A 13837-nucleotide genomic window follows, 5' to 3' on the forward strand; every position below is an offset into this window, starting at 1 on the left:
CACATGTCGCGCGTGAGGGAAGCCGTCCGTCGCAACCCGTCGACGGTCGGCTGCCTGTTCGCCCTGGTGCTGGTCTCGTTCGTGCAGCGCCCCGGCCGGGTCACGTTCGACACCAAGCTCGACCTGGCGGTCAACCCGACCGGGTTCATGGAGCGCTCGCTGCACCTGTGGAACCCGATGGCCACGTCGGGTGAACTGCAGAACCAGGCGTACGGCTACCTGTTCCCGATGGGCCCGTTCTTCGCGGTCGGGCAGGCGCTGGGCGTGCCGATGTGGGTCACGCAGCGGCTGTGGGGCGCGTTGCTGCTGTGCCTCGCGTTCGGCGGGGTGATGCTACTGACCCGCAAGCTGGGCATCGGCAACCCGGTCAGCCAGCACCTCGGCGCGCTGGCGTACGCGCTGGCGCCGCGGATGCTCACCGAGATCGGGCCGGTCTCGGCGGAGATGCTGCCGGCCGCGCTGCTGCCGTGGGTCCTGCTGCCGCTGGTCCACCCGCGGCACCCGCGCCGCGCCGCGGCGCTGTCGGGGATCGCGGTGCTGTGCATCGGCGGCGTCAACGCGGCCATCGTCGTGATGGTGATGGTGCTGCCGGGCCTGTGGATGCTGACCCGGCGGTTCACCCGGCGCCACCTGGCGCTCACCGCGTGGTGGGTGGTGGCGGTGACCGGCGCGGTGCTGTGGTGGCTGCTGCCGCTGTTCCTGCTCGGCCGGTACAGCCTGCCGTTCCTCAGCTTCGTCGAGTCGTCGACGAACACCACCGGGGTCGTCTCGCTCTTCCAGGCGGTACGGGGCACCAACCAGTGGGTCGCCTACGTCGTCGAGGGCGAGCCGTGGTGGCCGGCCGGGTTCATGCTGATCGACAACCCGGTGCTGATGGCCGCGACCGCGGTCGTCGCCGCCGTCGGGCTCGCCGGACTGGCCGCGCGCGGACTGCCGGAACGGCGGTTCCTGGTGCTGTCGCTGCTGACCGGCGTCGCCATGCTGACCGTCGGGTTCGTCGGCTCGCTCGACTCGCCGTTCTCCAACGTCGCCCGCGACCTGCTCGACGGGCCGCTGGCGCCGCTGCGCAACGTCCACAAGATCGAACCGGTGCTGCGCCTGCCGATCGCGCTCGGGCTCGCCCACGCGCTCACGCTGCTGCCGGCGGTCGTCCGGACGAAAGCGTTCCAGACGAAGGCACACCGGCGATGGGGCATCGGGATCAGATCCATCAGGGTCCCCGAACGGAACGTGCCGGCGCCGGCCGTGGCCACCGCCGTGATGGCCGTGCTCATCGTGGTCGTGGCGGCACCCGCCTGGCTGTTCGCGCTGCGTCCCGGGCCGGGCTGGAGCGACCTCCCCGGCTACTGGCGGCAGGCCGCCGGCTGGCTGGAGAACCAGGACCGGCAGGCCCGCACGCTCCTCGTCCCCGGCACCGGCTTCGGCCTCTACACCTGGGGCCGCACCGTCGACGAGCCGATCCAGCCGCTCGCGGGCGCACCCTGGGCGCTGCGGAGCCAGGTGCCGCTGGGCTCCGCGGGCAACACCCGCTTCCTCGACACGGTCGAGCAGGTGCTCGCCAGCGGCCAGGGCTCCCCCGGCCTGTCGAAGTACCTCGCCCGCAACGGCTACCGGTTCGTGCTGCTGCGCAACGACATCGACCGGTCCCGGCCGGACACCCCGCCGATCGCCGTGCTCCGGCAGGCGCTCCAGCGCTCCGGCGGCCTTACCCTCGCGAAGGCGTTCGGGCCGACCCGCGCACCGGCCGACTGGCAACGCAGCCCGGTCGACGACGGTGAACTGCCCCCGCAGGCCATCGAGATCTACGAGGTCCAGCACGACATCCCCCTGGCACGGACGGTGCCGATGGACGAGGTGGCGGCTGTCAGCGGCGGCCCGGAGTCGATGCTTCCGCTGCTGGAGCAGGGCGCGATCACCTACGACCGGCCGGCCGTGCTGGCCGGCGACCTGCCACCGGACGCGCAGCGGTGGCAGGGCCCGTTCCTCGTCACCGACGGGCTGAGATCGCGGGAACGCAACGTCGGCCTCGTCCGCGACAACCTCAGCCACACCCTGACGGCCACCGAGCAGGCCCGCCAGGACCGCCCGACGCTCGACATCCTGCCCGTCGCCGGCACCGAGCACCTGACCACCGCGGAGTACCAGGGCGTGCGGGCGGTCAACGCGTCCACGGCGGAGAGCTTCGCCGACTCCGTGGTCGGCATCGACCCGTCCCGGCTGCCCTTCTCCGCGATCGACGGCGACATCGCGACGGCCTGGCACAGCGCGAGCGCGAACGGACCGCAGGGGCAGTGGCTGGAGGTCACGCTCGACACCCCACGCAAGATCCAGCGGGTGGGCCTGCGCTGGGTGGAGGACGTGCGCGTCGGCTGGCGGGTGACCCGGTTCCGGATCACCACCGACCGCGGCTCGATCGACCACAACGTGCGGCTCGGCAACGACATCACCTACGCGGCGCCCGACGGCCTCACCACGACGGTGCGCGTCACTGTGCTCGACGTCTTCGGTGGCAACACGACCGGTGACGTCGGCATCTCCGAGCTCAGCCTGCCGGGGATCGCGATGCGCCGCGCGTTGCGGGTCCCCAGCGACCAGAGCACCGCGAGCGGGGCGCCGACGTACGTGTTCACGCGGGGACCGGAGGCGCGGCCGGCCTGTTACGAGTCGCCCGACATCAACCCGGGCACCGTGCGCTGCGACGTCAACCTGGCCCGGTCCGGCGAGGAGCCGCAGGGCCTCGACCGCCTGTTCCGCACGCCGCGCGACGCCCGCTACGGGCTGAGCCTCACCGCGGTGCCGAAACCGCGCGGACCGGCACCGCTGCTGCCCGGGTCGATGATCGTCGGCGCCTCGTCGTGGCTGGCCGGTGACACGCGCGTCACGCCGCTCGCCGCGGTCGACGGTGACCCGACCACCGCCTGGCTCGCCGACCTCGGCGACGGCGCGCCGACGCTGCGGCTGCAGTGGCAGGGCCAGCGCACGCTCGACCGGATCACGGTGCGGTTCCCGGGCCGGCCGGTCGGGTCCCGGCCGCACGGCATCGAGCTGCGCACGCCGGCGGGCACCCGGATCGCGTTCCTGCGCGCCGACGGCAGCGCCACGTTCCCGGCGGTGACCACCGACCGCGTCGACATCGTGGTGACCGGCTACGAACCGCGCCTGGTCGACCGGCGCGGTGGTGGCCGCGCCGAGGCCACCGTCGGGTTCGCCGAGGTCGACCTGCCGGCGCTCGCCGATCTCAGGAAGCCCGTACCGGCCGATACCCGGTTCGAGGTGCCGTGCGGCTACGGCCCGTCGGTCGAGATCGACGGGGTCCGGCTGCCGACCTCGGTGAGCGGCACCCTCGCCGAGTACCACGACCGCACGCCGCTGCCGGTGCGGATCTGCGACCTGTTCGCCGCCGACCAGCTCGACCTGTCCGCCGGCGAGCACCACCTGCGCGTCAACCCGTCGGAGTCGTTCCTCGGCCAGGACGCCGTGCTGCGGCCGACCGGCGACGCCGCCACCGCGCCGGGCAGCGGTGCCGCGGCGGTGGACGCGCCGACCCAACGGGCGACGACCGTGCAGCGCTGGGAGGACACGGAGCGCCGGGTCCGCGTCGCCGCGGGTCCGCGGGCGCTGCTGGTGGTTCCGGAGAACGCCAACGCGGGCTGGCGCGCGACCCTCGACGGCCGGCCGCTCACCGCCACCCGCGTCGACGGCTGGCAGCAGGCGTGGGAGGTGCCGGAGGGCGCCGGGGGCGTCGTCGTGCTGACGTTCACGCCCGACGGCACGTACCGGTCGGGCCTCGCGCTCGGCGCGGGGGCGGTGCTGCTCGTCGTGGTGCTGGCCGTCGTGCCGCCGCTGCGCCGTCGCTGGTCGGCCCCGGACAGAGCGACGGGACCGGGACGGAGCGCGGCGATCGTGTTCGCGCTAGCCGTGCTGGTCCTGGCGACCGCGATCGCCGGCGTGCTCGGGGTGGTGCTGGTGCTCGCCGGTGCGCTGCTTCGGCAGCTGTACCCGCGGTCGCTCGGTTGGGTGGTGCTCGGCGGTGCGGGGGTCGCCGGCGTGGTCGCGGTCGCCGGCCGGTTGAGCGGGCACGGGCAGGACTGGGCCTACGGCTGGGTCGCCCAGGCCGCCATGCTGGTCGCGGTCTGCGCCGGGGTCGCGGCCGCCGCTGTGCCGGTCCCCGGAACGCCCGACCCCGACGCCGCCGACCCCGACACTCCGCGCACCGACACCCCGCGCCTCGACGATCAGGCCGAGCACGACGAGCAGGCCGGCGACGGTGGCGGCGGCGCTGGAGACGGCGGTGACCGACCCGTGGAACCGCCACGCGACAAGGCAGATCTCCAGGACGATCCCGAGCCAGACCGCGAGGATCGACCGCATGTCGCCGCTCGCGACGCGGGAGAACAGCAGCAGCTGGGCAACGGCAAGCAGCGACCCGGTGAGCGCGAACAGCCACAGGACGACGGGCTCCCCGCGGTATCCGGCACCGCCGATGACCGGTAGGAGGTCGGGGCCGACGAGCACCGCCAGCAGCACCACCGGCGCGTCGATCGCGACCACCGCGAGCACACCGGCGCGCAGCACCGACCGCCGGTTCGCGGGGTCGGCCAGCCGCGGCAGCACGACCACGGCGACGGCCTGCGGCAGCCAGTAGGCGGCCTTGGTGAGCACGAGCCCGACCGCGTACACCCCGGACCCGTGCGCCGGCAGCACGTTGCGGGCCAGGATCACGTCGAGGTTGAGCAGCACCACCAGCCCGACCGTGGCGTAGCCGGCGTGGGCCACGCCGCGCAGCAGGGCCCGCGGCGGCCGCGCCGGCCGCGGCTGTCCACAGAGGACGAAAGCGGCCGCGGTCGCCAGCAGGATGCCCGTGGCCAGCCCGACCAGCGCGGCCGTGGGGCTGCGGCCGACGAGCAGGCCGACGATCGCGCCGCCGATCCGCAGCGCGGTGTCGAGGCCCATCACCAGCGCGAGCCGGCCGAACCGCTGGCGGCCCTGCAGCACGCCGGACAGCGCGCCGAGCACCGGGAACGCCATGAGCGCCACCGGCAGCACGAGGGCCGGGCCGGCGCCGCGCAGGTGCAGAAGCCCCACCAGCACCGGCGCACCGGCGAGCGCGAGCGCGCCGACGGCCGCGCCCAGCCACAGCCCGAGGCCGACCGCCGCCCTGATCTCGCGGCGGCCCGCCGCCACGTACAGGGCGACGCCGGTCTGCACGCTCATCGCCGGCACGACGCCGACCACCAGCACCGCCATCAGCGCGGAGAGTTCGCCGAACGACGCCGGGACCAGCAGTCGCGCGGCGACCACCGTGAACACGTAGCTCGACGCGTTGCTCCCGAGCGACGCGACCGAGACGATCAGCGCCTGGCGGTGCACGCGGCCGGGCCGGTCGACGGTGACCGTCATCGGACCTCCATTACCGGTCGGTAACATCCAGACTCTAGCGGGGATCACCGTCGACCGGGAGGGTCCGTGACGCATCGATCGCGATTGTTGGCCGCCGCGTGCGTGGTGCCGGCGCTCGTGATCGTCGGGCCGGCTCTCGCACCGGGCTTCGTGCTGCGTTACGACATGGTCTTCACGCCCCGGCAGCCGCTGCTGCCCGAGAGCGTGGGGCTGGGGTCGGCGCTGCCCCGGGCCGTACCCGCCGACGCGGTGGTCGCGCTCGCGACCACCGTGGTACCGGGTGACCTGCTGCAGAAGGCGGTCCTGCTGCTCACGGTGTGGGCGGCCGCCTACGGGATGGCCCGGCTCGCGCCGGGTGCGCCATTGGTCGCGGCGACGTTCTACACGTGGTCGGCGTACGTGGCCGAGCGGCTGCTCATCGGTCACTGGTCGGTGCTGGTGGCGTACGCCTGCCTGCCGTGGGTGTTCGCGGCCGGGCTGAAGGTCCGCCGGGGCGAGCCCGGTGGCTGGCCCGCGCTGGTGCTGGCCTGCGCGCCGGCGGCGCTGGTGCCGACCGGCGGAGTGCTCGCCGCCGGGGTCGCGGTCGCCGCGGCCGGGATGCGGCGGGCACCCCTGACCCTCGCGCTCGCGGTCGGGCTCAACGCGCCCTGGTGGCTGCCCGGCCTGCTGCACGGCGCCGCCGGCAACGGCGCGTCCGATCCGGCCGCCGTCGACGCGTTCGCCGCCCGCGGCGAGGGTCCGGGCGGGGCCGTGGTCAGCGTGCTGGGACTGGGTGGCATCTGGAACGCCGACGCCGTGCCCGCCGGCCGGGGCGGGTTACTGGTGCCGCTCGTCGCGCTGCTCCTGGTGGCGGCCGGTGGCTACGGCCTCTGGCGGCTGACGGCGACCTGGGGGCGGGCACCGGTGGTGGCGCTGGCCGGGCTCGCGGCGGCCGGCGTGGTGCTGGCCGTCGCCGCGACCGTGCCGGGCCCCGACGCGGTGCTGCGCTGGCTGGTGGCCGAGGTCCCCGGCGCCGGCCTGCTGCGCGACGGCCAGAAGTGGGTGGCCTGGTGGGCCCTGGCCGCCTCGCTGGGCTGCGCCATGACCGCCCAGACCCTCATTTCGCGATCTTGGACACTCCTACATCGATTTCGATGCACAAGTGTCCAAGATCGCGGGGGGTGGTTGGCCTCGGCCATCCTCGTGGGCGCGGCGCTGCTGCCTGTCGCCCTCCTGCCGGGGCTGGCCTGGGGCGTCGGCGGGCAACTGGAGCCCGTCCGCTACCCGCGGGACTGGTACACCGTGCGCGCCGAGCTCGCCCGTGACCCGCACCGCGGCGACGTGCTCGTGCTGCCGTTCCAGCCGTTCCGGCAGTTCGGGTGGAACGACCGGCGCACCCAGCTCGACCCCGCGCCCCGCTTCCTCACCCGCTCCGCCGTCGTCGACGACACGCTCGTGGTCGGTGACGAGGCGCTGCGCGGCGAGGACCAGCGGGCGGCCCAGGTCGGCGCCGCGATCGGCGACCCCGGACGGCTCGCCCGCCTCGGGATCGGCTGGGTGCTGGTGGAGTACGGCACCCCGGGCACCGTCGAGCCGGCGGAGCTGGCCGGGCTCACGCGGGTCCACGACGGGCGGTGGCTGGCGCTGTACCGGGTCCCCGGTCCCATCTCCGAACCACCGGCCGGGGTGACCGGCCACGCGGCCGCCCGCGCGACGGTGCTGGCGGCCGACGCGGCGGCGGCACTGGCCGTCCTCGTGGCGTTCGGCGCGTGGTTGCGACGTAGGTTACCGGCGAGTACATTCATGTCCGTCGCCGGAAGCGGTACGACATGACTGGGGTCCACCGAGGAGGCCACCCGTGTACGCGATCGCAGGCATTGTGCTCTCCGCCATTCTCGGCGTCGCGCTCGGCGTAGGTGCCACGGTGGCCATCGTGTCGAACAACGCGCCCGACAAGAAGGTCGAGGCCACGTTCAACAGCAAGACGGTCAAGGAGCGCGACGTCGTCCCGTACGGACAGCGCTGAACACAGGTCACGGCCGGCCCGATCGGGCCGGCCGTCGTCGTTCGCACCCAGCTTCAGCCCTTGACCGTGGCCGGCGCCCGGCGCGGCGCACCGATCTCCCGACCGTGCAGGATCCCGCGCACGACCCGGTCGAAACCACGGACGCTGTGCTCCCACTCGAACCCCGCCACGTACTTGCGGGCGCCCTCGCCGAGCACGACGCGCGAGAGCCCGCACCGCAGCAGGTGCTCCGTCGCCGCGACGAACCCGTCGAGGTCGTCGGCGAGCATGCCGGTCTCGCCGTCGAGGATCGACTCCCCCACGCCGCCGGCGGCGTGGTAGGCCACCGTCGGGACCCCGTGGGCGCCGGCCTCCATCACCACGATGCCCCAGCCCTCCTTCACCGACGGGCACAGGTGCACCCACGAGCGGGCCAGGATCTCGTGCTTGGTCCGCTCGTCGACGAAGCCGTGCAGGGTCACCCGGTCGCCGACACCCAGCTCCTCGGCGTAGGCGGCGATCGGGTCGGCCGACGGTCCGCGCCCGATGATCTCCAGCCGCAGGTCGGGCCAGCGGGCGCTGAGCCGGGCGACCGCCTCGACCGCGTGCTCGATGCGCTTGTGCGGCACGAGCCGGCTCACCGCGACCAGCAGCGGCCGCGGGTCACGCTCGCCGTGCACCCGTGGCACCGGGTCGAGCCCGTTCGGCACCACGGTGACCCGGTCCGGCGCGATTCCGAGCCCGGCCAGCTCCGCCTTCGTGTGCTCCGAGACGGTGACGTAGCGGCAGCCCCGGTACACCCGCGGCGCCACCCACGACTCCAGCCACCAGCCGACGCGGCCCAGCACCGGGCCGAACCACGACCGCCACTGCAGCTTGTGGAGGTGGTGCACGAGCACGACCACCGGGCAGCGGGCCACCAGGCGGGTCAGGAACGGCATGCCGTTCTGCACGTCGACCACCAGGTCGGGACGCAGCCGCAGCACCGCGACCAGCGCCCACAGGTAGACCGTGAACCGGCCGCCCCGGCGCAGGTAGCGGACCCCGTCGACGGTCTCGTCGACCATGCTGTTCGGGTGCCGCGGGCAGAGCACGGTGACGTCGTGACCCCTCGCCGCCAGGCCGACGGCGATCTTCTCCACATACCGTTCCGAGCCACCGGAGTCCGGATGCGACGTATCGCGCCACGTTGTGACGAGCAGATTCATGGCCGGCTCCCATGACGCGACTGGCGACCCTCGACCGCTCGGTGCGGCTGTTCCGGGCCTTCCTCGTGGAGCAGACCGAGCCCGACCGCTTCTACTCCGAGCTCGCCGCGGACTCGGTACGGCTCCTCAAGGCATATACCCCGCTCGATGGAAAAAGCATGCTCGACGTCGGCGGCGGCCCCGGCTACTTCGCCGACGCGTTCCGCGCCGCGGGCGCCGGCTACATCGGCGTCGACCCGGACGCGGGCGAACTGTCGGCGCGTGGCGGGCCGGCGGCGGGCATGGTGCGCGCGAGCGGGATGGCGCTGCCGTTCGCCGACGGGTGGTTCGACGTGTGCTACTCGTCCAACGTGCTCGAGCACGTGCCCGACCCGCACAAGATGCTCGACGAGATGGTCCGCGTGACGCGTCCCGGCGGAACCGTGTTCGTGTCGTTCACGCCGTGGTGGTCGCCCTGGGGCGGGCACGAGACGGCGCCCTGGCACTACCTCGGTGGTGGGTACGCCGCCCGCCGCTATCTCCGCCGGACGGGTCACGAGCCGAAGAACCGTTTCGGTCACAGCCTCTACCCCATCTCGATCAATGCCGCCCTGAAATGGGCGCGGCGCACCGGACAGGCGGACCTGGTCCACTTCCTGCCGAGGTATCACCCGTGGTGGGCCCGCTGGGTGGTGCGGGTCCCGGTGGTGCGCGAGGTCGTGTCGTGGAACCTCGCAATGGTGTTGCGGCGGCGTTAGCCGCCGCCGCGACTATCCAGTGGCTGGGCCGGCGGTTTGCTCAGCCCGTCGGTACCGGCTCCGGCTCGGGATCGCGGGTACGGCGGCCGCGGTGCCGGCTCGCCGGAGAACCGCCCGGACGCATCAGCAGGAGCAGCAGGCCGCCGATGACCATCAGCCCGCCGACCGTCCACAGCACGATCGGCCCGGTGCGGGTCAGAAGCACCAACTGGTCGGAGGCGTCGCGGGCCGCGTCGACCTGCCGTTGCACGGTCTGCGGGGTCCACGCGAGGGTGCCACCCAGCACCACGAACTCGCGGTTGTTGGGACCGCGGAGGAACTGCTTCTGCTCCTCCTCGCCCTTGACGATCTGGCCGGTGCGCGGCTCCACCCAGATCCGGCGCGTGTTCTGGTACATGCGGTCGACGGTGATGTTCGCGGCCTCGCCGCCGAACAGGGTGCCCGGGACCTCCCGCGACTCCAGCTTCACCGGGTCGATCTTCTGCACGAACCGGTACGTGGCGAGGCCGTTGACCGACTCCTCACCGTCGTAGGAGATCGGCAGCGCCTTGCGCAGCGTCACGTCGAAGAAGTCGTAGTCCTTGCGCTGGGTGTCGAACGGGAACTTGTACTGCAGGCCGCTCTGGTCGACGTTGGTGGCCTCGGTGGTGCCGTCGTCGATCTTCTGCTGCTCGCAGTCCTGGAGGCCCTCGGCGGTGCGCCGGTCGACACACACCCACTGCTCGATGGCGTTGATGAGCGTGCCGCGCTCGTCCTCCACCACCAGGCCGACCCGCCACAGCGCCACGTCGCCGTTGAGCTCGACCTCGGGGGCGTCGAACTTGCCGCTGACGATGCGGCGCGCCGTGACCGTCGCGTCGGTGCGGATCGGGTTCCCGCCCGAGGCCAGCGCGCCCGGGTAGAAGACCGTCATGTTCGTGCCCTGCGCGACGGTCTCGCTGTCGGGGTCGAGGGGTGCGACAGCGAGGCGGTCGTATATGACCGTCGGCATCAACAATCCGAGCGTGATCCCGAACGCTCCGAGCGTGACGAGCAGAATGCCGGCAACGCGTCGCATCGAACCTCCTCGGACGTGACGTGTCGACAATCACAAGCGTCGCTGAGGTTACCGTGCAGTAGCTTCGATGGAAAGCGATGGCGCGAAACATTCGTGTTCTAGGTGCCGCCTAGGTCGCCGCCAGCCCGACCGCCCACGTTCCCGCGATCACGAGCGCGGTGCTCAGCTCGATGAGCATCGACAGCCCCGCCGCCTTCAGGGCCGACTTCGTCGACGGCCACGCGAGCTTGCTGTCACCCATCCGGCGCCACTCGGCGAGCCACACGCCGAGGATGAAACCGATCGGCAGCCCCACGATCGGGATCACGAAGAACCCGACCAGACCCAGCGCGCCACCGGCGAGCAGGGTCAGGTTGGGTACGCCGCTGCGCTTGAGGTTGCGACCGGGCCAGGCGTACTTCGCCACCAGGCCCAGCATCGCGACGAACGTGGCGATCGCGACCACCGCCCACCGGCCCGCGCTCTCGACGTCACCGAAGATCGCCCACACGACGGTGGCCGTCCAGCACAGGATCACGCCCGGCACCAACGGGATGATCACGCCGAGCACGCCGACCACCATCGCCAGCGCGCAGATGAACGTGATCGACGAAGCGGAGTCGCCTAGGTCCACGAGGAAGGAAACTACCCGGAACGCTCCCCGGCGACACGCCCGGTCAGCGGACCGGCACCCCGGCCGCGGTCAGCTCCCGCTTGACGTCGCCGATGCGCAGCTCGCCGAAGTGGAAGACGCTGGCCGCGAGCACCGCGTCGGCGCCGGCCGCCACGGCCGGCGGGAAGTGGTCCACCGCGCCCGCGCCGCCCGACGCGATCACCGGGATCGACACCGCGGCCCGCACGGCGGTGATCAGCTCCAGGTCGAAGCCGTCCTTGGTGCCGTCGCGGTCCATCGAGTTCAACAGGATCTCGCCGGCGCCGAGGTCGGCCGCCCGCGACGCCCACCCGATGGCGTCGATGCCGGTGCCGCGGCGGCCGCCGTGCGTGGTCACCTCGAACGAGCCCTCGGCGTTGCGGCGGACGTCGAGTGACAACGTGAGCACCTGGCTGCCGAACCGTTCGGCGATCTCGCTGATCAGCTCGGGTCGCGCGATCGCCGCCGTGTTCACACCGACCTTGTCGGCGCCGGCCCGCAGCAGCGTGTCGACGTCGGAGACCGCGCGCACGCCGCCGCCGACGCACAGCGGGATGAACACGGTCTCGGCGGTGCGGCGCACCACGTCGAGCATCGTGGCCCGGCCGTCGGACGACGCGGTGACGTCGAGGAACACCAGCTCGTCGGCGCCGGCCGCGTCGTAGGCGGCGGCCAGCTCGACCGGGTCGCCGGCGTCACGCAGGTTGACGAAGTTGACGCCCTTGACCACCCGCCCGGCGTCGACGTCCAGACACGGAATCACGCGAACCGCAACGGAACTCACGGCTTGTACGCCTCCACCTCGACCTCGACCAGGTGGTCGGGGTGCAGAAATCCGGCAACGACATAGAGCGCGGTCACCGGGCGGACGTCGCGGAAGAACTCGGCGTGCGCGGCGGTGACCGCGGCCGCGTCGGCCCGGTCGCGGACGTACATCCTCGTGCGCACCACCTCGGCGAGGCCGGCACCGGCACCGGCCAGCGCCTCCACCGCGATCGAGAACGCCGTGCGGGCCTGCGCACCCGCGTCACCGACGTGGACGACCTCTCCGTCGACGGTCGCCGTGCACCCGGCGGTCATCAGCCACGGACCGGCCGCGACCACCCGCGAGTACCCGACGGCCTCCTCCCACGGCCCGCCCGAACCGAACCGCCGGACTGTCATGCGGAACGCAACGCGCGCAGCGCCTCGTCGACCGTGAACGCGCTCGCGTACAGGGCCTTGCCGACGATGACACCCTCGACGCCCACCGGCTCCAGGGCCGCCACGGCGCGGAGGTCGTCGAGCTTCGCGATGCCGCCGCTGGCGATCACCGGCTTCTCGGTGCGCTCGCAGACCTGCAGGAGCAGCGTGATGTTGGGACCGGTGAGCGTGCCGTCGCGCTGCACGTCGGTGACGACGTACCGGCTGCACCCGGCCAGCTCGAGCCGTTCGAGCACCTCGAACAGGTTCCCGCCCGGCTTGGTCCAGCCACGGGCGTGCAGGGTCTCGCCGCGCACGTCGAGCCCGACGGCCACCTTGTCGCCGAAACGGCCGCACACGTAGTCGCACCACGCCGGGTTCTCCAGCGCGGCGGTGCCCAGGTTCACCCGGGCCGCGCCGGTGGCGAGCGCGCGCAGCAGCGTGTCCTCGTCGCGGATGCCGCCGGACAGTTCCACGGCCACGTCGAGCTTCTTCACCACGTCGGCCAGCAGTTCGTGGTTGGAGCCGCGCCCGAACGCCGCGTCGAGGTCGACCAGGTGGATCCACTCGGCCCCGTCGCGCTGCCAGGCGAGGGCCGCCTCCAGCGGATCGCCGTAGACCGTCTCGCTGCCGGCCGCGCCCTGTACCAGGCGCACGGCCTGGCCGTCGGACACGTCCACAGCGGGCAGCAGGGTCAGGGTCACGTCAGATCCTCCGGTCGAATGTCAGCACCACCAGGGCCGGTGCGACGAGCACAACGAGCACGGTAATCGCTACGCGCAGCGTCAGGGACCCTACGAGTAGCCAGACCAATACCAGCACACCCACGCAGCCGGTCACGATCGCGGCGCGCTGACCGGGTGGGCGACGGGCGAACATCCGTCCCGTTCGCCCCACCTTCGGCCGGCGCGGCCGCAGCCGGCGCACGAGGGCCCGGCGCCGCACGGCCCGGGCCCGCCGCGCCCGTTCGGCCTCCGCTTCGGCGAGCCGCGCGGCCCTCCGGAGAGCACGCTCCTTAGCCACCGAGAGACCGGACCCAGTTCCGCAGCAGGGTCGCACCGGCGTCGCCGGACTTCTCCGGGTGGAACTGGGTCGCCGCGAGCACGCCCGTGTCGAACGCGGCGACGAACTGTCCGCCGTGGTCGGTCAGCGCGGCCCCGTCGAGGCCCGCCGTCGGCCGGGCCGCATACGAGTGGACGAAGTAGAAGCGCTCGTTCTCGGCCAGCCCGTCGGCGAGGCGGGCGTTCTCCGGCCACCGGACGACGTTCCAGCCCATGTGCGGCACCACCGGCGCGTCGAGTCGGGTCACGTCGCCCGGCACGAGCCCGAGCCCCTTCGTCTCCACGCCGTGCTCGGTGCCCGACGCGAACATCACCTGCATCCCGACGCAGATGCCGAGCACCGGCGCGCCGGCGCGCACCCGGTCGGCGATCACCGGGCCGGCGTTGATCGCGTCGATGCCGGCCATCACGGCCGCGAACGCGCCGACCCCGGGCACCACCAGGCCGTCGGCCCGTTTCGCCGCGTCGAGATCACCGGTGACCGTGACGTCGGCGCCGACGCGGGCCAGCGCGCGCTGCGCGGACCGCAGGTTGCCCGACCCGTGGTCGAGCACCACCACCGTTGCCATCGTCGTCG

12 protein-coding genes are annotated in these 13837 nt (G+C 73.2%); 4 read left to right on the forward strand and 8 right to left on the reverse strand.

Annotated elements, in window-relative coordinates; all coding sequences use genetic code 11:
• The first annotated feature begins 3 nt into the window (after window positions 1-3).
• From Voc01_RS17640 to Voc01_RS17650, 3 genes are all read left to right on the forward strand, one after another.
• Window positions 4-4494: an alpha-(1->3)-arabinofuranosyltransferase gene (locus Voc01_RS17640; RefSeq protein WP_203928529.1), complete on the forward strand. Its 4491-nt coding sequence runs from the start codon at window positions 4-6 to the stop codon at window positions 4492-4494.
• Between the two features lie 972 nt (window positions 4495-5466).
• A complete protein-coding gene (locus Voc01_RS17645) occupies window positions 5467-7212 on the forward strand; it encodes an MmpA family trehalose lipid delivery protein (protein ID WP_203928530.1) in 1746 nt (581 codons plus the stop codon).
• A 25-nt stretch (window positions 7213-7237) separates the two neighbouring features.
• Window positions 7238-7405, forward strand: coding sequence for a hypothetical protein (locus Voc01_RS17650; RefSeq protein WP_203928531.1), 168 nt, complete (start codon window positions 7238-7240; stop codon window positions 7403-7405).
• Window positions 7406-7458: 53 nt separating this feature from the next.
• Here the strand turns inward: Voc01_RS17650 and Voc01_RS17655 are convergent, their stop codons facing one another.
• Complete coding sequence (locus Voc01_RS17655; protein ID WP_203928532.1) at window positions 7459-8592, reverse strand: glycosyltransferase family 4 protein; 1134 nt, start codon at window positions 8590-8592, stop codon at window positions 7459-7461.
• An 11-nt stretch (window positions 8593-8603) separates the two neighbouring features.
• Here Voc01_RS17655 and Voc01_RS17660 point away from each other — a divergent pair, with 11 nt between their 5' ends.
• A complete protein-coding gene (locus Voc01_RS17660; protein WP_203928533.1) occupies window positions 8604-9329 on the forward strand; it encodes a class I SAM-dependent methyltransferase in 726 nt (241 codons plus the stop codon).
• Between the two features lie 40 nt (window positions 9330-9369).
• Here the strand turns inward: Voc01_RS17660 and pgfA are convergent, their stop codons facing one another.
• The 7 genes from pgfA to hisH all read right to left on the reverse strand — a co-directional run bounded on the left by pgfA (window position 9370) and on the right by hisH (window position 13829).
• Window positions 9370-10386 carry a cell envelope lipid trafficking protein PgfA gene (gene pgfA / locus Voc01_RS17665; protein WP_203928534.1) on the reverse strand — a complete coding sequence of 339 codons (1017 nt, stop codon included), beginning with the start codon at window positions 10384-10386 and terminating at the stop codon, window positions 9370-9372.
• Between the two features lie 109 nt (window positions 10387-10495).
• Entirely contained in the window at window positions 10496-10999 is a 504-nt protein-coding gene (locus tag Voc01_RS17670; protein ID WP_203928535.1) for a DUF456 domain-containing protein, read from the reverse strand.
• 43 nt (window positions 11000-11042) lie between these two features.
• Window positions 11043-11801 carry an imidazole glycerol phosphate synthase subunit HisF gene (gene hisF, locus Voc01_RS17675; RefSeq protein ID WP_203928536.1) on the reverse strand — a complete coding sequence of 253 codons (759 nt, stop codon included), beginning with the start codon at window positions 11799-11801 and terminating at the stop codon, window positions 11043-11045.
• Window positions 11798-12181: a Rid family hydrolase gene (locus tag Voc01_RS17680; RefSeq protein ID WP_203928537.1), complete on the reverse strand. Its 384-nt coding sequence runs from the start codon at window positions 12179-12181 to the stop codon at window positions 11798-11800. Before Voc01_RS17680 ends, hisF begins: the two co-directional genes overlap by 4 nt.
• Window positions 12178-12903, reverse strand: coding sequence for a bifunctional 1-(5-phosphoribosyl)-5-((5-phosphoribosylamino)methylideneamino)imidazole-4-carboxamide isomerase/phosphoribosylanthranilate isomerase PriA (gene priA / locus Voc01_RS17685; RefSeq protein WP_203928538.1), 726 nt, complete (start codon window positions 12901-12903; stop codon window positions 12178-12180). Before priA ends, Voc01_RS17680 begins: the two co-directional genes overlap by 4 nt.
• A gap of 1 nt (window position 12904) precedes the next feature.
• Window positions 12905-13222, reverse strand: a complete 318-nt coding sequence (locus tag Voc01_RS17690) for a hypothetical protein (RefSeq protein WP_203928539.1) — start codon at window positions 13220-13222, stop codon at window positions 12905-12907.
• Window positions 13215-13829, reverse strand: coding sequence for an imidazole glycerol phosphate synthase subunit HisH (gene hisH, locus Voc01_RS17695; RefSeq protein ID WP_203928540.1), 615 nt, complete (start codon window positions 13827-13829; stop codon window positions 13215-13217). The genes Voc01_RS17690 and hisH overlap by 8 nt, the downstream gene beginning before the upstream one ends.
• Between the last annotated feature and the right edge of the window lie 8 nt (window positions 13830-13837).

Origin of the sequence: Virgisporangium ochraceum (assembly GCF_016863655.1) — a bacterium.
GTDB lineage: Bacteria > Actinomycetota > Actinomycetes > Mycobacteriales > Micromonosporaceae > Virgisporangium > Virgisporangium ochraceum.

Bases quoted from the DNA above. Each gene is read 5' to 3' on its own strand.
- Voc01_RS17640 (WP_203928529.1), top strand. From the start codon at position 4: ATGTCGCGCGTGAGGGAAGCCGTCCGTCGCAACCCGTCGACGGTCGGC.
- Voc01_RS17655 (WP_203928532.1), bottom strand. From the start codon at position 8,592: ATGAATCTGCTCGTCACAACGTGGCGCGATACGTCGCATCCGGACTCC.
- Voc01_RS17660 (WP_203928533.1), top strand. From the start codon at position 8,604: ATGACGCGACTGGCGACCCTCGACCGCTCGGTGCGGCTGTTCCGGGCC.
- pgfA (WP_203928534.1), bottom strand. From the start codon at position 10,386: ATGCGACGCGTTGCCGGCATTCTGCTCGTCACGCTCGGAGCGTTCGGG.
- Voc01_RS17680 (WP_203928537.1), bottom strand. From the start codon at position 12,181: ATGACAGTCCGGCGGTTCGGTTCGGGCGGGCCGTGGGAGGAGGCCGTC.
- hisH (WP_203928540.1), bottom strand. From the start codon at position 13,829: ATGGCAACGGTGGTGGTGCTCGACCACGGGTCGGGCAACCTGCGGTCC.